At 60.6% G+C, this 24,029-nt stretch carries 23 protein-coding genes; 7 read left to right on the top strand and 16 right to left on the bottom strand.

Features of this window, described 5'->3' with window-relative positions; all coding sequences use genetic code 11:
• Window positions 1–118: 118 nt before the first annotated feature.
• From DNK50_RS10080 to DNK50_RS10070, 3 genes are all read left to right on the top strand, one after another.
• Window positions 119–463, top strand: a complete 345-nt coding sequence (locus DNK50_RS10080; RefSeq protein WP_099583388.1) for a pilin assembly protein — start codon at window positions 119–121, stop codon at window positions 461–463.
• A gap of 272 nt (window positions 464–735) precedes the next feature.
• A complete protein-coding gene (locus tag DNK50_RS10075) occupies window positions 736–1,161 on the top strand; it encodes a DUF4398 domain-containing protein (RefSeq protein ID WP_099583389.1) in 426 nt (141 codons plus the stop codon).
• 55 nt (window positions 1,162–1,216) lie between these two features.
• Window positions 1,217–2,002 (top strand): OmpA family protein, encoded by a 786-nt coding sequence (locus tag DNK50_RS10070; RefSeq protein WP_099583390.1) that lies wholly within the window; start codon window positions 1,217–1,219, stop codon window positions 2,000–2,002.
• Between the two features lie 50 nt (window positions 2,003–2,052).
• Here the strand turns inward: DNK50_RS10070 and DNK50_RS10065 are convergent, their stop codons facing one another.
• From DNK50_RS10065 to DNK50_RS09990, 15 genes are all read right to left on the bottom strand, one after another.
• Entirely contained in the window at window positions 2,053–2,355 is a 303-nt protein-coding gene (locus DNK50_RS10065; RefSeq protein ID WP_256592798.1) for a hypothetical protein, read from the bottom strand.
• Window positions 2,356–2,473: 118 nt separating this feature from the next.
• A complete protein-coding gene (locus tag DNK50_RS10060; RefSeq protein ID WP_112193828.1) occupies window positions 2,474–2,800 on the bottom strand; it encodes a hypothetical protein in 327 nt (108 codons plus the stop codon).
• Window positions 2,797–3,702, bottom strand: coding sequence for an alpha/beta hydrolase (locus tag DNK50_RS10055; RefSeq protein ID WP_112193827.1), 906 nt, complete (start codon window positions 3,700–3,702; stop codon window positions 2,797–2,799). Before DNK50_RS10055 ends, DNK50_RS10060 begins: the two co-directional genes overlap by 4 nt.
• 27 nt (window positions 3,703–3,729) lie before the next feature.
• A complete protein-coding gene (locus DNK50_RS10050; protein ID WP_099583392.1) occupies window positions 3,730–5,007 on the bottom strand; it encodes a flavohemoglobin expression-modulating QEGLA motif protein in 1,278 nt (425 codons plus the stop codon).
• Window positions 5,008–5,029: 22 nt separating this feature from the next.
• Window positions 5,030–5,578 carry a hypothetical protein gene (locus DNK50_RS10045; protein ID WP_112193825.1) on the bottom strand — a complete coding sequence of 183 codons (549 nt, stop codon included), beginning with the start codon at window positions 5,576–5,578 and terminating at the stop codon, window positions 5,030–5,032.
• Window positions 5,579–5,594: 16 nt separating this feature from the next.
• The gene (locus DNK50_RS10040) at window positions 5,595–6,311 is read right to left on the bottom strand and encodes a TetR/AcrR family transcriptional regulator (protein WP_099583394.1); all 717 of its coding nucleotides are present in this window, start codon (window positions 6,309–6,311) and stop codon (window positions 5,595–5,597) included.
• 106 nt (window positions 6,312–6,417) lie between these two features.
• Window positions 6,418–7,920, bottom strand: coding sequence for a lysine--tRNA ligase (gene lysS / locus DNK50_RS10035; RefSeq protein WP_099583395.1), 1,503 nt, complete (start codon window positions 7,918–7,920; stop codon window positions 6,418–6,420).
• Between the two features lie 80 nt (window positions 7,921–8,000).
• Window positions 8,001–9,096, bottom strand: a protein-coding gene (gene prfB, locus DNK50_RS10030; protein WP_095943132.1) for a peptide chain release factor 2 whose coding sequence is annotated in 2 segments (ribosomal slippage) — window positions 8,001–9,023 and window positions 9,025–9,096 — 1,095 coding nt in all. Because the reading frame shifts where the segments join, the coding sequence is not laid out codon by codon here.
• Between the two features lie 751 nt (window positions 9,097–9,847).
• The gene (locus DNK50_RS10020) at window positions 9,848–10,849 is read right to left on the bottom strand and encodes a diguanylate cyclase (protein WP_099583396.1); all 1,002 of its coding nucleotides are present in this window, start codon (window positions 10,847–10,849) and stop codon (window positions 9,848–9,850) included.
• Between the two features lie 51 nt (window positions 10,850–10,900).
• Complete coding sequence (locus DNK50_RS10015) at window positions 10,901–11,911, bottom strand: chemotaxis response regulator protein-glutamate methylesterase (protein WP_099583397.1); 1,011 nt, start codon at window positions 11,909–11,911, stop codon at window positions 10,901–10,903.
• The gene (locus DNK50_RS10010; protein ID WP_112193823.1) at window positions 11,908–14,178 is read right to left on the bottom strand and encodes a hybrid sensor histidine kinase/response regulator; all 2,271 of its coding nucleotides are present in this window, start codon (window positions 14,176–14,178) and stop codon (window positions 11,908–11,910) included. Before DNK50_RS10010 ends, DNK50_RS10015 begins: the two co-directional genes overlap by 4 nt.
• A complete protein-coding gene (locus tag DNK50_RS10005) occupies window positions 14,175–14,876 on the bottom strand; it encodes a chemotaxis protein CheW (protein WP_112193821.1) in 702 nt (233 codons plus the stop codon). The genes DNK50_RS10010 and DNK50_RS10005 overlap by 4 nt, the downstream gene beginning before the upstream one ends.
• The gene (locus DNK50_RS10000; protein WP_112193819.1) at window positions 14,873–16,129 is read right to left on the bottom strand and encodes a protein-glutamate O-methyltransferase CheR; all 1,257 of its coding nucleotides are present in this window, start codon (window positions 16,127–16,129) and stop codon (window positions 14,873–14,875) included. The genes DNK50_RS10005 and DNK50_RS10000 overlap by 4 nt, the downstream gene beginning before the upstream one ends.
• Window positions 16,126–16,638, bottom strand: coding sequence for a chemotaxis protein CheW (locus DNK50_RS09995; protein ID WP_099583401.1), 513 nt, complete (start codon window positions 16,636–16,638; stop codon window positions 16,126–16,128). The genes DNK50_RS10000 and DNK50_RS09995 overlap by 4 nt, the downstream gene beginning before the upstream one ends.
• Complete coding sequence (locus tag DNK50_RS09990) at window positions 16,638–18,260, bottom strand: methyl-accepting chemotaxis protein (protein WP_099583402.1); 1,623 nt, start codon at window positions 18,258–18,260, stop codon at window positions 16,638–16,640. Before DNK50_RS09990 ends, DNK50_RS09995 begins: the two co-directional genes overlap by 1 nt.
• Before the next feature lie 215 nt (window positions 18,261–18,475).
• On the opposite strand from DNK50_RS09990, the gene DNK50_RS09980 reads away from it, so the two are divergent.
• Both DNK50_RS09980 and DNK50_RS09975 read left to right on the top strand, forming a co-directional pair.
• Window positions 18,476–19,924, top strand: coding sequence for a PAAR domain-containing protein (locus tag DNK50_RS09980; RefSeq protein ID WP_256595583.1), 1,449 nt, complete (start codon window positions 18,476–18,478; stop codon window positions 19,922–19,924).
• Entirely contained in the window at window positions 19,921–20,535 is a 615-nt protein-coding gene (locus DNK50_RS09975) for a hypothetical protein (RefSeq protein WP_112193817.1), read from the top strand. The genes DNK50_RS09980 and DNK50_RS09975 overlap by 4 nt, the downstream gene beginning before the upstream one ends.
• A 111-nt stretch (window positions 20,536–20,646) precedes the next feature.
• Here the strand turns inward: DNK50_RS09975 and DNK50_RS09970 are convergent, their stop codons facing one another.
• Window positions 20,647–21,354: a tellurite resistance TerB family protein gene (locus DNK50_RS09970; RefSeq protein ID WP_099583404.1), complete on the bottom strand. Its 708-nt coding sequence runs from the start codon at window positions 21,352–21,354 to the stop codon at window positions 20,647–20,649.
• Window positions 21,355–21,522: 168 nt separating this feature from the next.
• Between DNK50_RS09970 and DNK50_RS09965 the strand changes: the two genes are divergently transcribed.
• Together DNK50_RS09965 and DNK50_RS09960 are read left to right on the top strand one after the other, a co-directional pair.
• A complete protein-coding gene (locus DNK50_RS09965; RefSeq protein ID WP_099583405.1) occupies window positions 21,523–22,434 on the top strand; it encodes a LysR family transcriptional regulator in 912 nt (303 codons plus the stop codon).
• 132 nt (window positions 22,435–22,566) lie between these two features.
• Window positions 22,567–24,024 (top strand): gamma-aminobutyraldehyde dehydrogenase, encoded by a 1,458-nt coding sequence (locus DNK50_RS09960; protein WP_177411512.1) that lies wholly within the window; start codon window positions 22,567–22,569, stop codon window positions 24,022–24,024.
• Window positions 24,025–24,029: the final 5 nt, after the last annotated feature.

Genomic DNA, 24,029 nt, shown 5'->3' with positions numbered 1-24,029 from the left:
TGACAAGACTTTAAACCTTGCCGCTTGCAGCTAGTCTCAACTGTGAGCCGCCGCGTTATCCATGCGCGCGACTGGTCACTCATCACCGCCTGCCATCCCAGGCTTTATTGAGGTTGCCATGAAAATTCGAGAACTGGCCCAGCATTGGGAAGAGAACGCCAAGGGTCGCTTGACCAAGACCGAGTACGCCATCCATCTGGATGTCGAGGCCGCCGCTCGGTTGGCGGCCATCGCCGAGATGTACCCCAAGCGCAATACCGAAGAACTGCTCGGCGAGCTGATCGGCGCCGCCCTTGAGGAGCTGGAAGCCAGCTTTCCCTACATCAAGGGGCAGCACGTCATCGCCACTGATGAAGAAGGCGACCCGCTGTATGAAGACGTCGGCCCGACGCCACGTTTTCTCACGCTGTCTCGGCGCCATCTGCATGACTTGTCGGCCAGTGCCGACGAACCCAAGCACTGACAACCCCTGACTAACCCTTGTACACCGGGCCTCCCAAAGGCCCGATGTACTTCTGCGCGCAGCAAAAGTTCCAATTTTTTACGCTGACCATTCAGTCAGTTATTTTTTTAGGCAAATCGCCATCTTCTCTGAACTATTCAAAAAAGCCTCCGGTCACAGCCAGTAAGCCATCACTTGGAACAGCCGTTTGAATCGGTGCCCCGCGCTTAACCGCAGAGCCCGCCACAGCTGACCACCTACGATGGATGTTGAAGTTTTTCAGGAGTTATCCAATGGAGTTGAAGACGATGAAGACCAGCACTGCCAAATCCTCGTTTAACCACCTGCGCGGGCTTAAATTGGCCGCGCTGGCAATCGGCACCAGCTTCGTTCTGGCTGGCTGCGCCGGCAACCCTCCGACCGAACAGTACGCCGTTACACAATCTGCGGTGAACAGCGCTGTCAGCGCCGGCGGCACCGAGTACGCGGCCGTAGAAATGAAGTCGGCCCAGGACAAGCTCAAGCAAGCCGAAATCGCGATGCACGACAAAAACTACGACGAAGCCCGTCGCCTGTCTGAACAAGCTGAATGGGACGCTCGCGTTGCAGAGCGTAAAGCTCAGGCCGCCAAGGCTGACCAGGCTGTGAAGGATTCTCAGAAGGCTGTTGACGAGCTGCGTAAGGAAGGCATGCGCCCGGCTGCTATCCAGCAGAAATAAGCCGCCGCCCCTGACTGCATCGCACCTGATATCGAATTGAAAGGACGACACGACTATGCGTAAACAATTGATGATCCCTGCCCTGCTGGCGATGAGCGTTGCCCTGGCAGCTTGCTCCACCCCGCCGAACGCGAACCTGGAAAACGCTCGGACCAATTTCTCGGCCCTGCAGGCCAACCCTAACGCCACCAAAGTAGCGGCCCTGGAAACCAAGGACGCGCAAGATTGGCTGGACAAGGCTGACAAGGCCTACCGTGACAAGGAAGACGAGAAGAAGGTCGACCAGTTGGCTTACCTGACCAACCAGCGCGTCGAGGTGGCCAAAGACACCATCGTGCTGCGCGAATCCGAAGCCAAGCTGAAAAATGCCGGCGACGAACGTGCCCGCGCCCTGCTGGACGCCCGTGATGCACAGATCAAGCAACTGCAAGACAGCCTGAACGCCAAGCAGACTGATCGCGGCACCTTGGTGACCTTCGGTGATGTGCTGTTTGCGACCAACAAGGCCGACCTGAAATCCAGCGGTCTGGTCAACATCAACAAGCTGGCGCAGTTCCTCCAGGAAAACCCGGATCGCCAGGTGATCGTCGAGGGTTACACCGACAGCACCGGCGCCGATGCCTACAACCAGAGCCTGTCGGAGCGTCGTGCTGCTTCGGTACAGGTTGCACTGATCAAGATGGGTGTTGATCCACGCCGCATCGTGACCACCGGTTACGGCAAGGAATACCCGGTTGCCGATAACGGCAGCGTGTCGGGCCGTGCCATGAACCGCCGCGTTGAAGTGACCATCTCCAACGACAACCAGCCGGTCAAACCACGTTCGTCGATGGCGAACTGATTAACCGATGCTGAAAAAAAACCCACCTGACGGTGGGTTTTTTGTGCGTGTCAGACCTGGACCTGACGACCGTTATCACTGTCCGGCATCATCGCCTCCATCCCTTGGCGCCCACTCATCATCTTCCTGATCTGATCAGGGTCAGGCTGACCACCCGAACCACCAGATGAACCTGATCCGCCACCGCCCTGAGCGCCACCGGCGCCGCCGGAGAGCATTTCGAGCAGCTTCTTGAGCAGCTCCGGGTCTACTTTATCGTTTTGATGACCAGCGCCTTCAGCACCATCTCGCCCAAGGCTTTCCTGGCCCCTTGCCATTCCCAACATCTTGCCTATAGCACTAATGCCACTCACGTTTACACTCCAGAGTCCATATTCATAAGTTATTTGCCAGTCGTACTGACAGGCTAGTCAGTGGCACCTTACGAAAAACGGTTCCAGATATGTCCGGCTATTTGGAATGACGAACCTGCTACTGCTGCAGTTGCGGCGTTTCCTGCCCCAAGCAGCGCACGGCCTGTTTCTTGTTATTCACCAGCACGCCGCTCAAGCCTTTTTGCTCGGTATCGAACATCACCAGCACGCCATCGACGCACTGCGCCACCTGGGCCGCGGGGGTCAGCGAGATTTTGTAGTCCTCGCCGGGTACGGTCTTGAGCATGGTGAAGTCACTGAGCAGTAACGCATCTTCCGGTTTGGCGAAGTGCAGGTAGCCGTAGTACCACAGGCAGCCGATGGTGCCGATGATGGTGCCGATACCGGTGAGAATCAGCGGGATCATGTTGCGTTCTTCGCTCATTGCGGGCTCTCTGATGAATCAACTTTAGGAATGGGGTAGTTCGCAATTTCGCCCAGGCGGCGCAGGCCGTTGAAGTGCTGCGGGTCGTCCAGGTAGCGCAGCATCACGGTTTGCCAGGTCTTGTCGGCAAAGGTCTGCACATGGCCGCCCCGGGTCAACTGCAACACCCTCGGCGCTGGCGCGGCCTGGTACAGGCGGATGCCATTGGACAGCGGCACGATCGGGTCATCCAGGCTGTGGAACAGTAGTTTGGGTACGCCGGTCAGTTGCGGCATGGCGTTGATTGCGCTGTCGGCGTCGGGCACCAGCCAGGACAAAGGCACCTGGAACGGCCATGTTAGCCAAGAGGTGCTGAGGGCGAATTGTCCTACGTCACGATAACTGGCGGGCACGCCATCCAGTACCAGCGCTTTGAGCCTGGCCTGACGCTCAGGATGCGCCGCCAGATAGTGCACCGCCAGCGCACCGCCCAGGCTCTGACCGAGGACAATCAGCGGCTGGCCTTGGGTTTCCGGGGCCGTGTCGATCCAGCGGAACGCCGCATCCACATCCTCATAGATCGCCGGCAACGACGGTTTGCCTTCGGACAAACCATATCCGCGATAGTCCACCAGCAGCACTTGATAGCCCTGCTCCGGCAACCACCAACTGCCGCCGAGGTGCCAGGCCAGATTGCCGCCATTGCCGTGCAGGTGCAGCACCGTGCCTTTGACAGGCACGCCAACCTTGGCCGGCAGCCACCACGCGTGCAGCTTCACGCCATCAGCGGTGGTGAGGGTAACGTCGCGGTACGCCAGACGGGCCTTTTCCGGGGTAAAGGGCAGGCCGGGCTCGGGGTAGAACAGCAGCGAGCTGCAGCCGTTCAAGGTGAGTAGCAGGCACAGAATGCCGAGGATTCTCATCCGATGAAGCCTCGTGAATAAACGTGTTTAAAGGATATTGGAGTAATCCGCTTCGATCCGATCCAGGCTCAGGTGGTTGAGGAAGTTGGAGAAGCACATCCACGCGGCCAGCGCGTTCATGTCGCGGAACTGCTCCGGCAGGTACTTGGGTGGCACCACCAGTCCTTCATCCACCAGTTGGCGCAGGGTCCGCATGTCTTCCAGGGTGGTCTTGCCGCAGAACAGCAGCGGCACTTGCTCCAGCTTGCCTTTGCGCACGGCCAGTTGGATGTAGTTGTAGACCATGATAAAGCCCTTGAGGTAGGACAAATCCTTGGTAAACGGCAGGCCATTGGGCACCGAGCCACGGAATACACGGCTGGCGTTGCCATAGCTTTCGGCCATTTCAAAGCCTTGCTCGCGGAAGAACTCGAACACCTGCAGGAAGTCGGCGCCCTCTTCCACCATGTGGATGGCGCGGGTGCGGTTGGTCAGTTTGCGCAGGCGACTGGGGTATGAGGCAAACGTGATGATCTCCATCAGAATGGCCAGGCCTTCCTGGGTCACAGTGGACGACGGCGGGCCCTTGGACAGAAAGGTGCAGATCGGCTGGTTCTGGCCGTTGAGGGTGGTGCCGACGTGTACCAAGCCTTCATGCACTTCCAGGGCGCGTACGTCGCGATTGTTGAACATTGCATCGGCGCGGATCTTGATGTAGTCGGCCCCCGCCGCCGCGTCGGCGACGATGCCGTCGGACTCGAACACGCGGATAGTCTCTTCCGCCTCGCCGAACACCTTGTTCAAGCGGGTTTGCAGCAGGGCGACGGCGTCCTTGGCGGTGAGGGTCTTGGCTTCGTCCTTGAGGTCGCCACGGCCATCGATATTGTTCAGGTAGTCAGAGAGCATCAGCCCCAGGTCGGCCAGGGTCGGGTCGCCAGCATGAAACGCATCGGAGGCAGCGCCGTACAATTCCTGGGAAATCAGGCCGAAGTCCTCGGTGCCGCGTGCTTCGAGCATACGCACCACCATGCGGTATTCACGGCACATGCGACGCATGATCTGCCCCACCGGGCTGAACTGGCCGAGCCGCCGGGTGATATCACGCTCAATGTTCTGGAATTCCAGCTTCACTGCGCTGGAATCGAACGACAGCGGTCGGTTCAGGTAATAGTCGCGGTCCACGGCAGGCATTGCCTTGCCCTTGGCCTTGAGGAATCCCTGGCGAATGTTGTCGTCCCACTTCACGGCGTCGAGGACGCGAATCGGTGTTTGCGCCAGCACAATGCGATCGGACAAGGTGCGTATCGTCTGCTGGTAATCGTCCACCGGGTGCTTCCTTCTTTAAACGTTATTTGCCCGCACGCCGGTAGCGCACGGCTTCAACGAACACATCGGCATTGGCCGGGTTGTCCAGGTAGGCAAACACCTGGTCCATGGGGCTATCCACCAACACGCCGTCGCCTTCGACGGTTTCTACCGTATGACCACGCAACGCCTGTTGGCCGATGGCCTGGTGGATCTGGTCCAGATCCAGGTTGTAGACCACCAATTCGTGCTTTTCGTCGAATTCGAAGCCGGCCAGGATAAAATTCCCACCGAGCTCTGTAGGCAACGGCGCCGACAGGTACCAGCGGTTGCCATGGCGCGACACGCTGAACAGGTACTCGTCGCGCTGCTCCGGCGTGGCCTTAGGGTAGCTCACGGCTTTGTAACGGTGCTCACCGGCCCGCGTGATGTGCAGGTTGAGCGGCTCGCCCCAGGCATTTTTGCTGGACCATTGGCCCAGCAACTCATCCGGCGCCGCTTCACGGGTTGCCAGCGGCTCCTTGAAGGTCACCAGGCAACCACTGAGCAGCAGGAACGACAAGGCGATTACTGCGCTGCGCCAGGTTTTCATCAGACACCCTCCGGTGTCAGACCGAGGCCAACACCAAATGCATGTAACGCTTGAGAATCTCAAGCATCTCTTCACCGGTCAGAGGCTCTGCGCCGCCCAACAGGCCCTGATATTCCATCCGACTGATAATCGCCGTCAACACCTTGGCGTCCTGCTGCGGTTCGCGGGAGCCCAGAACCTGGAAAAACTGCCCGGTGCCCTGCAACAAAATCTGCTGGTGGGAGCGCACCAGTTCGGCCAGGCGCGGGTTCAGCAGCGCCTCCTGGCGGAACGCCTGTTCCGCCATCAGGTATTCGCGGCGGTTGATCAGTTGGCGCTGCACATAATCGGCGGTCAGGCGCGCGATGTCATCGGCCAGCTGTGAGCGCGACTCCGGGCTGCCATCGCCGTAGGCGACCATCTCGCGCAACAGGCCTTCATTACGCACCCACAGCTTGCCCATGAAGGCGGCGCTGCGTTCGACGTACTGGGCGAAGGTATCGGTGAGCAGGTCATCGATGTCTTTGAAATAGTAGGTGGTGGCCGACAGCGGCACACCCGCCTCCGCCGCCACCGCCCGATGGCGCACGGCACGCACGCCTTCGCGCACCACGATGCGCATGGCCGCATCGAGAATGTCTTGCCTGCGTTGCTCGCTGCCCCGACGACTGGCCTTACGGCCCTGGTACTGGACGCTTTCAGCCACGGCAGCAGCAATGCCGGCGGCGCCTTCTTGTGCGATTACGCGGTTCACGACTCACATCCTTGAATAGATCAAACCCTGGCGCTGTTTGCTTGACGCTTAAAAACGCCACATAAAAAAGCCGCCTTATAAAAGGCGGCTTCGGATTTCGTTACGTTTACACTTCTGGCCGCATATGCGGGAACAGGATCACGTCGCGGATCGACGGCGAGTTGGTCAACAACATCACCAGACGGTCGATGCCGATGCCTTCGCCGGCGGTTGGCGGCATGCCGTATTCCAGGGCGCGCACGAAGTCGGCGTCGTAGTGCATGGCTTCGTCGTCGCCAGCGTCCTTGTCGGCCACCTGGGCCATGAAGCGCTCGGCCTGGTCTTGCGCGTCGTTAAGCTCGGAGTAGGCGTTGGCGATTTCGCGGCCGCCGATGAACAGCTCGAAACGGTCGGTGACGTTCGGGTTGTCGTCGTTGCGACGGGCCAGCGGCGACACTTCGAACGGGTATTGGGTAATGAAGTGTGGCTGTTCCAGCTTGTGCTCGACCAGTTCCTCGAAAATCATCACCTGCAATTTGCCCAGGCCTTCAAAACCCAGCACCTTGGCGCCGGCTTTCTTGGCAATGGCACGGGCCTTGTCGATGTCGTTGAGGTCGTCGGCGGTCAGCTCAGGGTTGTACTTGAGGATCGAGTCGAACACCGACAGGCGCACAAACGGCTCGCCGAAGTGGAAGACCTTGTCGCCGTACGGCACGTCGGTGCTGCCCAGGACCAACTGTGCCAGTTCGCGGAACAGTTCTTCGGTCAGGTCCATGTTGTCTTCGTAGTCGGCGTAAGCCTGGTAGAACTCCAACATGGTGAATTCTGGGTTGTGACGGGTCGAGACGCCTTCGTTACGGAAGTTGCGGTTGATCTCGAACACCTTTTCAAAACCGCCGACAACCAGCCGCTTGAGGTACAGCTCAGGCGCAATGCGCAGGAACATTTCCAGGTCCAGCGCGTTGTGGTGGGTTTCGAACGGCTTGGCTGCGGCACCACCGGGGATGGTCTGCAGCATCGGCGTTTCCACTTCCAGGAAGTCGCGCTGCATCAGGAAGCTGCGGATGTGCGCGATGACTTGGGAACGTACACGGAAGGTCTGGCGCACCTCTTCGTTGACGATCAGGTCAACGTAGCGCTGGCGGTAGCGCTGCTCGGTGTCGGTCAGGCCGTGGTGCTTGTCCGGCAGTGGGCGCAGGGACTTGGTCAGCAGGCGCACGCTGGTCATCTCGACGTACAGGTCGCCCTTGCCGGAACGGGCCAGGGTGCCTTCGGCGGCGATGATGTCGCCCATGTCCCAGGTTTTCACCGAGGCCAGGGTTTCTTCAGGCAGCGTCTTGCGGTTGACGTAGACCTGGATGCGCCCGGTCATGTCTTGGATCACCATGAACGAGCCACGGTTGAGCATGATGCGACCTGCCACCTTGACCGGGATCGCAGCCTCTGCCAGCTCTTCCTTGGTCTTGTCCGCGTACTGTTTCTGCAAGGCATCGCAGTAATTGTCGCGGCGGAAGTCGTTGGGGAAGGCATTGCCCTTGGCGCGCTCGGCAGCAAGCTTTTCCTTGCGCAGGGCGATCAGGGAGTTTTCTTCCTGTAGCAGGGCTTGCGGGTCGAGTTGTTGGTCGCTCATGTCTTTTGAAATTCCATCACAGGTTCGTTGCCCTCAGCCTACGGCTGAGGATCGCGGGCAAGCCCGCTCCTACAGGTTCTTTAGAGGCCGGACTTCAGGCTGGCTTCCAGGTATTCGTCGATATCGCCGTCGAGCACCTTGTCGCAGTCGCTGCGTTCGATGTTGGTGCGCAGATCCTTGATCCGCGACGCATCGAGCACGTACGAACGGATCTGGTGACCCCAGCCGATATCCGACTTGGTGTCTTCCAGCGCCTGGGAAGCGGCGTTGCGCTTCTGCATTTCCTGCTCGTACAACTTGGCCCGCAGCATTTTCATGGCGGTGTCCTTGTTCGCGTGCTGGGAACGTTCGTTCTGGCAGCTGACCACGGTGTTGGTCGGTACGTGGGTAATACGTACGGCCGAGTCGGTGGTGTTTACGTGCTGGCCACCGGCACCGGATGAACGGTAGGTGTCGATGCGCAGGTCGGCCGGGTTGATCTCGATTTCCACTTTGTCGTCGATCTCTGGCGAGACGAACACCGCCGAGAACGAGGTGTGGCGACGGTTGCCGGAGTCGAACGGGCTCTTGCGCACCAGGCGGTGCACGCCGATTTCGGTACGCAACCAGCCAAAGGCGTATTCACCCTTGATGTGCACGGTCGCGCCCTTGATACCCGCCACTTCACCGGCCGACAGTTCCATGATGGTCGCGTCGAAACCGCGCTTGTCGGCCCAGCGCAGGTACATGCGCAGCAGAATGTTGGCCCAGTCCTGGGCTTCGGTGCCGCCGGAACCGGCCTGGATGTCCAGGTAAGCGTTGTTCGGGTCCATTTCATGGCTGAACATGCGGCGGAATTCGAGTTTGGCGAGGTTTTCCTCTAGACGGGCCAGTTCGGCGACGACATCGCCCACTGCGCCTTCGTCGTTTTCTTCGACGGCCATGTCCAGCAGGTCACGGCAATCGGCCAGACCGGTGTTCAGTTCGTCGAGGGTGTCGACGATCTGCGCCAGCGCGGCGCGCTCGCGGCCCAGTTCCTGGGCGTATTCGGGTTTGTTCCAGACAGCCGGATCTTCAAGCTCGCGATTGACTTCGGTCAGACGCTCATGCTTTTGATCGTAGTCAAAGATACCCCCGAATAGTTTCGGAGCGCTCGGACAGGTCCTTGATGGTGTTCAGGATCGGGTTGATTTCCATGGCGGGCAGCACTCGTTGGCGAACTTTTGAAAGCCGGCGAGTATAACGGCAAACGGGGGGGAGCGGCAGCCCGCTGGGCGAAAAGGGGGGTTGGATTATGTTGGGGGCATATCCGTTGCTGCGGTAACGGCTGCCTATGGTTCCGCCCTTACGGCGGGTCACTTTTGGAAAGGCACAAAAGTAACCAAAAAGCCACGCCCAGTATGACTCACCCACATGGGTTAAAAATGTGGGAGAGGGCTTGCCCTCGATAGCTGTGGATCAGTCACAGCTGCATCAGCTGACACTCCCTCATCGGGGGCAAGCCCCCTCCCACATTTTATCTCCATATATCAGATAGATCTCAGCCTGCTTTGAATCTGCTTTGGACCTGCTTTGGATCTGCTTTTGCTCTGGCCCTTACATCCTTTTCGCTGACGAAGTCAGCGCTCTTTTGATCTGCGCTTTTGATCTTAGGCGCCCCGTTAAACACGCTGGCCGAACGCAGGCTTGAATCCGTGGGTAACCCGGCAGGACGCCGGGTTAGCCGCGCTGGGCCAAGGATGGCCCATCGCGGCGGCCCACGGATTCAAGCCTTCGTTCGGGCACACCGAGCCTAAGCGAGGTGCCGAGTGTTGGGGCAAGAGCCCTTTGGTTACTTTGGGGCTTTTCCAAAGTGACCCGCCGTAAGGGCGGAACCATACGCAGCCGTTACCGCAGCAACGGATATGTACTCAGCCCCCTCCCACATAGCATTAGCAAAGGCCTGAGCCTACTCAATCCCCACCTGGTTACGCCCATTATGCTTGGCCGTATACAAACCCTTGTCCGCCGCCATGATCAACTGGCGGCAATCCGTACCCTGCACCGGCGTCATGGTCGACAGGCCAATGCTGACGGTCAGGCTGGAGCCTTCAGTCGGCGCAATGTGCGGGATTTTCAGCGCCGCCACGGCCATGCGCAGCTTCTCGGCGACCATGCGAGCACCGCCCGGTGACGTATTGGGCAGCACCAGGGAAAATTCTTCGCCGCCGTAGCGTGCCGGCAGGTCCGAAGGGCGGCTGCTGGCGTCGCGGATGGTAGCGGCGACTTTGCGCAAGGCTTCATCCCCTTCAACGTGGCCGAAGCTGTCGTTGTAGGTCTTGAAGAAATCCACATCGATCATCAGCAACGACAACTGCGTCTGATCACGCATGGCCCGCCGCCATTCCAGTTCCAGGTATTCGTCGAAGTGGCGACGATTGGACAACCCGGTCAACCCATCGGAGTTCATCAACCGCTGCAACACAAGATTAGTGTCCAGCAGTTGTTGCTGGCTGACCCGCAACGCGCGGTAGGCCGCGTCCCGCTGCAACAGCGTCATGTAAGACCGCGAGTGATAGCGGATACGCGCTACCAACTCGATATTGTCCGGCAGCTTGACCAGGTAATCATTGGCCCCCGCCGAAAACGCCGCGCTCTTGATCAGCGGGTCTTCCTTGGTCGAAAGCACAATGATCGGGATATTCGCCGTGGCCGGGTGATTGCGGTACTCGCGCACCAGGGTCAGGCCATCGAGGCCGGGCATCACCAGATCCTGCAGGATCACCGTCGGTTTGATACGGATCGCCTGGGCAATCGCCTGGTGCGGATCGGCGCAGAAGTGGAAGTCGATGTTTTCTTCATGGGCCAGGCCGCGCCGCACCGCTTCGCCGATCATGGCCTGGTCGTCGACCAGCAATACCATGGCGGCATTTTCGTCGGTCTTGACGTCGTCGATCTGTAAATCATTCATCTGCAGTCACCTGAATTACCACCTGCAAGCCAACATCACGCGAGGTCATGTTCATTGTGCAAAGACCTCCAGCAATCGGGGCGCAATTCTGTCCAGTGGGCGAATTTCAACAGCAGCATCAATTGCCGCCGCCGCTTTGGGCATGCCATACACCGCCGAGCTCTGCTGATCCTGGGCGATGGTCAAATAACCTTCTTCACGCAATAACTTGAGGCCCTGGGCCCCGTCGCGCCCCATGCCGGTCAGCAGTACGCCAACGGCATCGCCATTCCAGTGGCTGGCCACGCTTTCAAAGAACACGTCGATCGAAGGCCGGTAAATCTCGTTCACCGGCTCTGCGGTATAGGCTAGCGTGCCATTCTTCAATAGACGAATGTGATGATTGGTACCGGCGAGCAACACCACGCCGCTTTGTGGCGGTTCCCCTTCGCGGGCCAGGCGCACCGGCAATCCCGAGGCACTGCTGAGCCACTCGGCCATGCCGGCGGCGAACACCTGGTCCACATGCTGCACCAGCACAATGGCGGCGGGAAAGTCCCGGGGCAAACCCTTGAGCAGGATTTCCAGGGCAGCCGGGCCACCCGCCGACGAGCCGATAGCCACCAGGCTCTGGCGTTTGCCGGTGGTGCGCGCTGATGGGGTTTCGGTGCGCACGCGGCTGCCACGCTGGCCGATCAGCCAGCCGATGTTGAGGATTTTGCGCAACAGCGGCGCCGCCGCATCCTTGGGGTTGCCCACGCCGAGGGCCGGCGTGTCCACCACATCCAGGGCGCCGTGCCCCATGGCTTCGAACACCCGGCTCATGTTGGCCTGGCGGTCGACAGTCACCAGCAGGATCGCGCACGGCGTCTCGGCCATGATCTGCCGCGTGGCCTCCACGCCGTCCATCACCGGCATGATCAGGTCCATCAGGATCAGGTCAGGGGTCAATTCGGTACAGCGCTGCACCGCTTCCAGGCCATTGCCGGCCACCCACACCACCTCGTGCGCGGGCTCGAAGCTCAAGGCGCGGCGCAAGGCCTCTACCGCCAGGGGCATGTCATTGACGATCGCAATCCTCATGCCCGCGCGCCTCCAATCAGCTCCACCACGGCGTCCAACAACGCGTCGTCGTGGAAGCTGGCTTTGGCCAGGTAGTAATCGGCACCGGCGTCCAGCCCACGGCGACGGTCCTCTTCACGGTCTTTGTACGACACCACCATCACCGGCAACGATTGCAGGCGAGTATCCCGGCGCAAGAGTGTGACCAATTCAATACCGTCCATGCGAGGCATATCAATGTCAGTGATCAGCAGGTCGAAGTCTTCGGAGCGCAAGGCGTTCCAGCCGTCCATGCCATCGACTGCAACGGCCACTTCGTACCCGCGATTAAGCAGCAATTTACGTTGCAACTCACGCACGGTGAGCGAGTCATCCACCACCAACACGCGCTTGCGCGGCGCCTCGGTGACCTGCTGGCTGCGCCGGGCGATGCGTTCGAGGCGTCCGGTGTTAAGCAGCTTGTCCACCGAACGCAGCATGTCTTCCACATCGACAATCAACACCACCGAGCCATCATCGAGCAAGGCACCGGCGGAAATGTCCTGGACCTTGCCCAGGCGGTCATCCAGCGGCAATACCACCAGGGTCCGCTCGCCGATGAAGCGTTCCACGGCGATACCGTACACCGCATCGCGCTCGCGGATCACCACGACTTTCAGGGTCTCGTCGTTATTCTGCCCCGGCGGGCGCTGCAACAACTGGCTGGCGGCGACCAGGCCGACATGCCGGCCCTCGTGCCAGAAATGCTGGCGGCCTTCCAGTTGCACGATCTCGTCGGGGGCCAGGTCGCACATGCGTTCGATATGCGCCAGGGGGAATGCGTAGGCTTCTTCGCCGACTTCCACCACCAGGCTGCGCACCACCGACAAGGTCAGCGGCACTTCAAGATGGAAACGGCTGCCCTGCCCCGCCGTCTGCTCCAGCACCACCGCGCCGCGCAGTTGGCGGACCATATGCTGCACCGCATCCAGCCCGACCCCGCGCCCGGACACTTCGGTGACCTTGTCACGCAGGCTGAACCCCGGCAGGAACAGAAACGTGAGCAACTCCTCTTCACTGAGGGTCAGCACCGTTTCCAGAGTAGACAGATGCCGGTCGACGATGGTGCCGCGCAGGCGCTCCAGGTCGACGCCGTTGCCGTCGTCGCTCAGTTCCAGCACCAGTAAACCGGCCTGATGAGAAGCACGCAGGCGGATCAAGCCTTCGGCGGGTTTACCGGCGAGCAGGCGCTGGTCAGGCATTTCGATGCCGTGATCGACGGCATTGCGCAATAAATGGGTGAGTGGCGCTTCAAGTTTTTCCAATACGTCGCGGTCGACCTGGGTCTTTTCGCCCTCGATCTCCAGGCGCACTTGCTTGCCCAGGCTGCGGCCGAGGTCACGCACCATGCGCACCTGCCCGGCCAGCACATCGGCAAACGGACGCATGCGACAGGCCAGCGCGGTGTCGTAGAGCACCTGGGCGCGCTGCCCGGCCTGCCAGCCGAACTCATCCAGCTCGGCGGTTTTTTCCGCCAGCAGCGCCTGGGCTTCGCTCAGCAGGCGGCGGGTATCGGCCAGGGCTTCCTGGGCTTCGAGGTTCAGATCCAGGGTCTTGAGCTGGCCGTCCAGGGCATCCAGGGCGCGCACGCTCTGGCTTTGAATGCGTTTGAGGCGCTGCATGCTCGCCAGGTACGGCTTGAGACGCTGGGTTTCCACCAGGGACTTGCTCGACAGGTCCAGCAGGCTGTTAAGCCGCTCGGCGGTCACGCGCAGTACACGCTCGCCGCCTTCGGTCATGCGTTTGCCCTGGCGCGGCGGATCGCTGGCCACTGGCGGCGCGGGTTCGGGTTCCGGCGGGAGCTCTTCAACCACCGGCGCCGGCACAACGGGTGGCGGCGCGACCTTGGCGGTCGGCTGGGACGGGTCCAGCAGACGCTCCATCAACGCCACATAAGCTTCGATGTCCGCTGGCCCCACGGTGTTGCCCGGGGTGGCGATGCGCATCAGCAGGTCGGTGCCTTGCAGCAAGGCGTCGATATGTTCAGGTTGCAGGTACAGACGACTTTCCTGGGCGCTGACCAGGCAGTCCTCCATGACATGGGACACGCTGACCCCGGCGTCCACCCCCACGATGCGCGCCGCGCCCTTGAGCGAGTGGGCCGCGCGCATGCAGGCTTCCAGTTGGTCGGCCTGGGTCGGGTTGCGCTCCAGGGCCAGCAGGCCCGCGCTCAGCACCTGGGTCTGCGCATCGGCTTCCAAGCTGAACAGTTCCAGCAGCGAGGCATCGCGCATCTGGTCGGGGGTCATGTGAGGCTCCGGGTCACGGCGGACAACAATTGCGCCTCGTCCAGCCAACGCAGGCTGCGGCCCTTCCACTGCAACACACCCTGGGTGAACCGTGCGCTGGCCTGGGTGCCGGACGCCGATGCAGCCTGCAAGGTGCGTTCGTCGATAGCATGGATGCCGTCCACTTCGTCCACCGGCACCACCACCGGGCCATCCTGCGCGGCGATGATCAACATGCGCGGCATGATCCGCCCACCGCTGGCGCCGTTGCCGGTGTTGTCCAGGCCGAGCAGTTCCACCAATGACAGGCACGCCACCAGCGCCCCCCGCACATTGGCCACGCCGAGCAAGGCGCGGGACCGCTGGTGCGGCAGCGAGTGAATCGGTTGCAACGGCGCCACTTCCACCAGGCAACGGGTAGCGATGCCCAACCATTCTTCGCCGAGACGGAACATCAGCAACGAGCGGGTGACGATCTCTTCGTCGACTTCAGCCGCAGCGGCCGGACGACGGTCGTCCTGCTGCAAGGCGTAGCGATCCAGCAGGCGCGTGGCGGCCGCCGAATACACGGCGCAGTTGCGGCAATGAATATGATCCACCAGCAGCGGGCAGGACTTGTCGCCGTGGATACCGATGCGGTTCCAGCAGTCGTCGATGGCCTGGGTGTCGGCCAGGGTCAGGTCCAGGCCGGCGGTGTCGAGCGCGTCGGGGCTACTCATCGTTTGGACTCACTGTCTGCTCGCTCGCTACGGGCGGCCCGCGCCTGTAAACGGCGCGCCCCCGCACTGTCGCCCTGGGATTCGAGCAACGCGGCCAGGTGCATCAAGGCCTGCGGATGCTGGGGTTCCAGGTATAAGGCTTTTCGATAAAAACCCTGGGCTTCCAGAGCGCTGCCGGCCACATCGCTGAGCAGCCCGAGCCAGTAAAACACCTGGGCGGCTGGCGGGTGGCTGTTCAAATACTGCTCGCAGGCGGCACGGGCCTCGGCACTCTTGCCTTCGTTGGCCAGGGTGGCGATACGACTGAGCAAGGTGCTTGCGTCGAAAGGCGGCGGGGCCTTGATAGGCACCACCTGGGCGCTGACTGTGCTGAACGGTCGCGGCTTGACGGGGATCGGTGCCGCGCTGCGCTGAGGCGCCGGCATGGGCACGAACACCGGTTCAGGCTGGATCGGCTCGGCGTGCCGGCTGAAGGCAAAGGACTGCGGCACCCCAATCGAACGCATGCCGTGGCGCCCCAACAGGCTGCCCTCGGCCGGGCCGATAAACAGGACGCCCTCCACGTGGGTCAGGCCCTTGAGCACATCGAACACTTGTTTTTGGGTGGGCTGGTCGAAATAGATCAAAAGGTTGCGGCAAAACACGAAGTCATAGCTCGCCTCGTTCGCCAGCAGCGTCGGGTCGAGCAGGTTGCCGACTTGCAGACGCACCTGCTCGCGCACGCGGTCGGCGATGTGGAACCCGTCGTCGTGTTCAATGAAGTGGCGGTCTCGATAGGCGATATCGCTGCCGCGAAACGAGTTCTTGCCATACACGCCGCGCCGCGCACGCTCCACCGACAGCGGGCTGACGTCCAGGCCCAGCACCTTGAACTGGTGCGGCGCCAGGCCAGCATCAAGCAGGGCCATGGCGATCGAATAGGGCTCTTCGCCAGTGGAGCACGGCAGGCTGAGGATACGCAGTGCACGCATCTGCTTGATCTCGGCCAGACGGGCAATCGCCAATCGGGCCAAGGTCGCAAAGGATTCGGGGTAACGGAAAAACCAGGTCTCGGGGACGATCACCGCTTCGATCAGCGCTTGCTGCTCGTCGTGGGAGCTTTGCAGGTGCTGCCAGTATTCACCTGGCGTTCGCGCCTGCACGGCCTGGCTGCGCTGGCGCACCGCACGTTCGATGATGGCCTCGCCGACCGACGCAACGTCCAGGCCGATACGTTCCTTGAGGAAGGCAAAGAAGCGCGGGTCGTTGCTCATACGCTCAGCTCGGCAGAAAACAACAGGGCGCGCACGTCGTCGGTGAGCACGTCATTCACGCCAATCCATTGCATCAAGCCCAAGGCATCCTCCCGCACAGGCCCCAGGTAGCGCGCCTGGTGGTTATCCAGGCCATAGGGCTGGAATTCGGCGGGGTCGCAACGCAGGGTATCGGTGGCCTGTTCGAGGATCAGCCCCAGCCGGCGGGATTCGACCCAAGGTTGCGGCTGGTAATTGACCAGCACCAACCGCGTGCTGGTGCGAGCCTGCGCCGGCGTACCGAAGGTCAGCGCGCTCAGGTCGATCACCGGCACCAACGCCCCACGGTGGGCAAAGATGCCAGCCACCCAGGAAGGCGCATGGGCGATGGGCTTGAGCGGCAGGCGCGGCAGCACCTCGGCCACTTCGGTGGCCTTGAGGACATAACGTTCGCTACCGATGTGAAACACCAGGAACAACGCCTTTTTCGCTGCCGGGACGGCGCCGCGTTTAGCCGCGAGGTCGCTCATCAGACTTTGAAACGCGACACGCCGCTGCGCAGACCCACCGCAACCTGGCTCAGTTCATCAATCGCAAAACTGGCCTGGCGCAGGGATTCCACGGTCTGGCTGCTGGCATCCCCCAGTTGCACCAGCGCGTGGTTGATCTGCTCGGCGCCGGTGGCCTGGGCCTGCATGCCTTCGTTGACCATCAACACCCGCGGCGCCAGGGCCTGTACCTGATGGATGATCTGCGAGAGTTGCTCGCCCACTTGCTGCACTTCGAACATGCCGCGGCGCACTTCTTCGGAGAACTTGTCCATGCCCATCACGCCCGCGGACACCGCCGACTGAATCTCGCGCACCATCTGCTCGATGTCGTAGGTGGCCACGGCGGTCTGGTCGGCCAGGCGACGCACCTCGGTTGCGACCACGGCAAACCCGCGCCCGTATTCACCGGCCTTTTCAGCTTCGATGGCGGCGTTCAGGGACAGCAGGTTGGTCTGGTCGGCGACCTTGACGATGGTCACCACCACTTGGTTGATGTTGCCGGCCTTCTCATTGAGGATCGCCAGCTTGGCGTTCACGAGGTCGGCAGCGCCCATCACCGAGTGCATGGTCTCTTCCATGCGCGCCAGGCCTTGCTGGCCGGAACCGGCGGCCACCGAAGCCTGGTCGGCAGCAGTGGAGACTTCGGTCATGGTGCGCACCAGATCCTTGGACGTGGCGGCGATTTCCCGCGATGTGGCGCCGATCTCGGTGGTCGTTGCCGCTGTTTCAGTGGCGGTGGCCTGTTGCTGCTTGGAGGTGGCGGCAATCTCGGTCACCGAGGTGGTGACCTGTACCGAAGAGCGTTGCGCCTGGGAAACCAGGGCAGTGAGTTCGGTCATCATGTCGTTGAAGCCGGTTTCCACCGCACCGAATTCGTCCTTGCGCTCAAGGTTCAGGCGTTTGCTCAGATCGCCCGTGCGCATGGTGTCGAGGATTTCGACGATACGCTGCATCGGCGCCATGATTGCGCGCATCAGCAGCAGGCCACACAGGCCGGCGGCCAGGATGGCGATGATCAGCGACACGCCCATGCTGATCTTGGCCGACAGCACGGCGTCGTCAATGGCCGCGGTGGCACGGTCAGCGACGTTTTTGTTCTCGGTAATAATGTCATTGAGCTTCATGCGACCTTCGGTCCAGATCGGCGTCAGTTGCTCTTCAAGCATTTCACGCGCAGCGGGCAGGTCATTGTTCTGGACGCGGTCCAGCACTCGCTCAAGGACCTTGTTGTAATTGATGTGTGCGGCCTTGAAGTTGTCGAACTCCATGCGGTCAGCCTGGCTGTGCACGGTTTTTTCGTAGCTGGCCATCTGCTGCTCGATGCGCGCTTCGAAGGCCTTGTAGTCGTTCTTGTCGGTATTGGTGAAGGTTTTATCCTCGCGCAGACCAATGATATCGATGGTCTGCAGATAACTGTCGACCCACGCACTGCGGATCATGGAACTGAGGTAAACCCCTGGCACCGCATCGTCTCGGACAGCTTCCTGGCTGACTTCAATCTTCAGCAACCGTGAATAGGAGACCACGACCATTAACAGCATGATGGCGATAATGACCGCAAAACTTGCCAGGATGCGTTGGCGCAAGGTCCAGTTCTTCACAGTATTTCCTCGAAGGGCCATTCAAATGGAGGGGAGTATAGCTGAGCAGAAGGCCTCATTAATCAACGGGTTTTGATGTAGCGCTCACAGAATGCAAAAACACCCTGATGGTGATTACAGAACCCGCCTACGCCAAGCCAAGAATCGTCCGACTACCAAGCTTTTTTTTCCTCACCTAGCGTGCCTGTCCCAGCTAACAAAAGGACATATCTGGCATGCGACGCTACTTTATTACCCGAGGGGCCAGAACGACTGCAGGCGGTACCGTCGTCGGTGGTTTGATTGGCTTCGCCATCAAGCAAGTCGACATTGCCCTTGAAGGCCACGAAGTGCGTTGCCCTGTGTGTAAAACCACGGGCACCATTGTCTGCGTGGGGCCACGCCGGGAGCAGTGGGCACGGGGACAAAGAGTGGCGCTATCGGACGATATATGTCAGTGCAAATGCGATCCGCCCCCTCGTCTGATTGCCGACCAGTTAGAGCGTTATCAGACGCTTAGCGGCGAAGAAACCTCCGTACAAAACAGTGCCGCTCCTACATCGCCCCCAGCGTCAATACCTCGCACGACGCCTGCCTCAGCGTCAAAGCCAGCGCCTGCGATATTCAGCGAGGTGCTCGACTCTTCTTGCGAACGCAGTTGGCGCACCTACCAGAAGCAGGCAGAAGAAATTGTGGCGCCGGGCGGCACGCTGATCGCTGATCCCAGATTGCGCAACCAGATCATCAACGCCGCTTACGCCCAGCTCTGGCGGCTCGATAATCGCTTTCAGTGGGCGGGCCTTGCGGCGTTTGCATCCAAGCAGGTGGGGTGCGGCTTACTGCATGCGGCTGACTCCATCGAAAAGATTCAAGCGGAGTACGTAGCGGCGCAGCAATTGAAAAGGAGTGCCCGCAAAGGAGTTTGGGGGCTGTTCAGTGCCGACGAGCGTGAGCGGCGGGTAAAACTGAGGGAGTACGAGAAGCGACAGCGTGAATATGAACTGGCCGCCCGCAATAACCCAATGCCTGATGTTGATTGGCGACGCGAGGGCGAGCCGTTATCGAGCGTGCAGCAGCTTTATCAACATGTGTACGAGATGATGGCAATAGGGAACACCACGTTGTTTCTGGACGTGTTTCCGCTGCACGCGTTTTATAGGGATCGGGGGTTGGGGTTGCTGGAGAAGTGTCTACGGTCTCGTAAAAACATCTTTGAAAATGGTCGGCCGCCTGTGCTGTGGCCTATCGGGCAAGAGGTATTAGAGTTCGGGACGGGCCAAAGAGAGATCCTGCTAGCTTTTGAGGCGATTGAGAAAGGCAATATTGCCATGAGCGTTGAGTATCTAGCTGACCATGAACAACGAAACATCCTTCAGCCAACCCTATATACCGACCAGAAACTGGTAGCCCTGCTGCTCGGCAACCATCTTTCCTACGTCACCGGTATACCCTCAGGCACCGCGCAGGCCATTGAGCTGACGCTGGCAAGCCAATGCGTCCCTGTTGATGACGGGCGCACCATTACGTTCAGCAACAATCCCGTCGCTAGCCTGGCCGATATCGATCAGCGAATGGCCTTCGTAATAAGGGCCGCGGCTCAGTTCAACAAGCTTTTACATAGCGATGATCGGTATCTGATCGAGCAAGCACTTGAAGATATCGCCGAAGGTCGTGGCGTCCAATGAGGTGGATCGCGCAGATGAATTGGCGACGTGTCGGCCTCTGGTCGGCCGCCGTAGTCCTTTTCGTATGGCTCGCGATATTCTTCGGTGCCGATGATCCGGAAATCGCGCTGACGCCCGGCGAGCCCTGGGAAGACATGCGACAACGTTCCAGCGCAAAGATCGGCCCCTCCATTACCGGGCATCATTGGTTCAGGACTCCCAGGTCAAATGCCCGATTGCGACTCGTAGACGCTGAATATGGATTCGTGACACCTCTCGCTCGCTTTCTCACGGTAGGCTTCGGTAACGGACGGGTCGAAGGCATTCGCATGTCCCCTCAAATCGAACCGCTGTTGCTAGACGACACCCTGCAGGTCGTACTGGACCTACAGGAACAATGGCGCAAAGGCGGCTGGATCCCCATTCACGTAAAAGACGACCCTCCCTTTGCCGACACACCTCAATGGCGTGCGCGACTACGCAACGTAAACAAAGGGGGTACGTCTATATGGCAGGCCGCAGACAAATATCAGGTAATGCTGGTGGTTAATCGCTTCAAGGATGTTCGAAATCCCACTCAAGAACGCTATCTGATCAAACTACAGCTGGCCGCACCCTGGATACCGCAATGATCCAATACCTGCTTGGACGACACAGGAGAGCGGGAATGGAATAGCGCTCGCAAAGCAAATGTGGGAGGTGACTTGCTCACCTCCCACATTTGGATTTGTGTGCATGCGTGCTTATTGGTTGAGCCGCACCTGCTTTTCCAGCTCCAGCTTCAACCCAGGCTCCAGTTTCAGTTGGCGGGCCAGTTCGTCCAGATACGCTTTTTCCATGAAGTTTTCTTCGTCTACCAGCATCACGCTGGCGATGTACATTTCGGCAGCCATTTCCGGGGTGCTGGCGGCACGGGCGACATCGGCGGGGTCCAGGGGTTTGTTCAGCTCGGCGTGCAGCCAGTTGTGCAGTTCGCGGTCGTTGTCCAGCTTGGTGAACTCGCCTTCGATCAGTTCGCGCTCGCGTTCGTCCACATGACCGTCCGCCTTGGCCGCTGCGACCAGCGCCTTGAGAATGCCCTGGCTGTGTTGCTCGACCTGGGCCGGTGGCAGGCGGTCGATGGTCTGCGGTTCGCCCTTGGGCGCATTGGCTTGGTTGGCCTGCCAGTTGCCGTAGGCCTTGTAGGCAATCACACCCAATGCGGCCAGCCCGCCATAGGTCAGGGCTTTGCCGCCGAATTTGCGCGCCTTTTTATTGCCCAGCAACAGGCCCATGGCCCCCGCCGCCAGGGCGCCACCACCGGCACCGCCGAGCAGGCTGCCCAACCCAGCGCCGCCCAGCAGACCGCCCAAAGCACCTTTATCGTCTTGCTTGCGTTGGCCACCAGCCTTGTTTTGCAACATGTCCTGGCCGGACTTGAGCAACTGATCGAGCAATCCACGGGTATTCATTCGTAGCCTCCAGACACTTGGGTTCATTGGACCAATAGGCCACCAGCGTAAAACTAAGTGCCAAAAAGCCCCGATCTAGAGTGCTTCCAGATGTAACGCCGCTGCCGTTCGCTAAAACCGATATACACTCGGACAAATCTATAAAAACACCCCACTGGTAATTCCAGCATGATGACCTTGCGTCAAATCCGGCACTTTATCGCCGTGGCCGAGACCGGCTCAATCTCGGCCGCCGCGCAGACCGCGTTTATTTCCCAGTCGACGCTGACCCTGGCGATCCAGCAATTGGAGCAGGAAATCGGCGTCAACCTGTTCAACCGCCACGCCAAGGGCATGACCCTGACCCACCAGGGCCACCAGTTCCTGCGCCAGGCGCACTTGATCCTCGCCACCGTGGACAACGCCAAACGCAGCCTGCAACAAAGCACCGACCAGGTCGCCGGCCAATTGATCATCGGCGTGACCAGCCTGGTGGCCGGCTACTACCTCGCCGACCTGCTCACCCGTTTCCAGCGCGCCTACCCCAATGTGGAGATCCGTGTGATGGAGGACGAGCGCCCGTATATCGAACACTTACTCGTCAGCGGCGAGATCGATGTCGGCGTGCTGATCCTTTCCAACCTGGAAGACCGCCACGCCCTGCAGACCGAAGTGCTTACTCACTCGCCCCACCGCCTGTGGCTGCCAGCGCAGCATCCGCTGCTGGAACACGACAGCATCAACCTTGCCGATGTCACGCGCGAGCCGCTGATTCAGCTGAATGTCGATGAAATGGGCCACAACGCCCAGCGCATGTGGGCCAGCGCCGGACTACAACCGCGCGTCACGTTACGCACCGCATCGACGGAAGCCGTCCGAAGCCTGGTGGCGGCAGGACTGGGCCTATCGATCCAGCCGGACATGACCTACCGCCCATGGTCCCTGGAGGGCGACATTATTGAGGCGCGACCGATTGCGGATCTCAGCCAGACCCTCGACGTAGGCCTGGCGTGGCGCCGTGGCACGGCGCGACCGGCACTGGTGGACCCGTTCCTCACCGTCGCCCGGGAACAGCCCCATCCACGCAAGCCATCTATTTAATCGAATGCTGCATTCAGTATTTAGTATTTGTTGACCTCGCGCCTGACCTCTAGTCTCTGTGCATCCATAAGAGAAAGGTCAGGCCCTCGTAAGAGAACGCCCATGGCCACACAAGAAAAGAGATCGCGAAAAATGTCCGGCGCGTCTACCCCGCTGCTTACTGCGTTGCTGATTGACGGCGAACTGGTCCACGGCCAGGGTTTTGCCGAGCCGATCCTCAACCCGGCCACCGGCGAAGTGCTCACCCAGATCGCCGAAGCCAGCACCGAGCAGGTGGAATCGGCCATCCTCGCCGCCCACCGTGCATTTGCCGGCTGGTCGCGGACCACGCCGCAGCAACGTTCGAACATTTTGCTGGGCATCGCCGATGCCATCGAAAAACAAGCCGACTACCTGGCCCGCCTGGAATCCCTGAACTGCGGCAAGCCACTGCACCTGGCGCGTCAGGATGACTTGAGCGCCACCGTCGACGTGTTCCGCTTCTTCGCCGGGGCCGTGCGCTGCCAGACCGGGCAACTGAGCGGCGAATACCTGCCGGGCTACACCAGCATGGTGCGGCGCGACCCGATTGGCGTCGTCGCCTCCATTGCGCCGTGGAACTACCCATTGATGATGGCCGCGTGGAAGATCGCGCCCGCCCTGGCTGCCGGAAATACCCTGGTATTCAAGCCGTCGGAACACACACCGCTGTCGATCCTCGCCTTGGCCCCCGTGCTGAAGGACTTGTTACCACGCGGTGTCATCAACATCCTGTGTGGCGGCGGCGAAAGCGTGGGCAGCCATCTGGTCAGCCACCCGAAAGTGCGCATGGTGTCCCTGACCGGCGATATCGTCACTGGGCAAAAAATCCTGCAGGCCGCGTCGAAAACCCTGAAACGCACGCACCTGGAACTGGGCGGCAAGGCGCCGGTGATCGTGTGCAACGACGCCGACCTGCAAGCCGTGGTCGAAGGCGTGCGCGCCTACGGTTATTACAACGCCGGCCAGGACTGCACCGCCGCCTGCCGCATCTACGCCCAGGCGGGGATTCACGACAAGCTGGTCGCCGACCTCGGTGCGGCGGTCAGCAGCCTGCGCTTTGCCGGCAAGCGCGATGCCGACAACGAATTGGGCCCGCTGATCAGCACACGCCAGCGCGACCGCGTGGCCAGCTTTGTCGAGCGCGCCCTCGGCCAGCCCCATATCGAACGGGTCACCGGCGCCGCGGTGCATTCCGGCGCGGGCTTCTATTACCAGCCAACGTTGCTCGCCGGTTGTAAACAGAATGATGAGATCGTGCAGCGCGAAGTGTTTGGTCCGGTGGTCACGGTGACCCGCTTCGACGAGCTGGAACAGGCGGTGGACTGGGCCAACGACTCCGAGTACGGCCTGGCCTCCTCCGTATGGACCCAAAACCTGGACAAAGCCATGCAGGTGGCAGCGCGCCTGCAATATGGCTGCACCTGGATCAACAGCCATTTCATGCTGGTCAGCGAAATGCCCCACGGCGGCTTGAAGCGCTCGGGGTATGGGAAAGATCTGTCCAGCGATTCGCTACAGGACTACAGCGTGGTGCGCCACATCATGGCCCGCCACGGCCAACATCTTTAAAACAA

This window comes from Pseudomonas sp. LG1E9 (genome assembly GCF_003290225.1).
GTDB lineage: Bacteria > Pseudomonadota > Gammaproteobacteria > Pseudomonadales > Pseudomonadaceae > Aquipseudomonas > Aquipseudomonas cyclaminis.
Note: the sequence above shows the minus strand (reverse complement) of the source record. Positions and strands in the feature narration are given on the sequence as shown.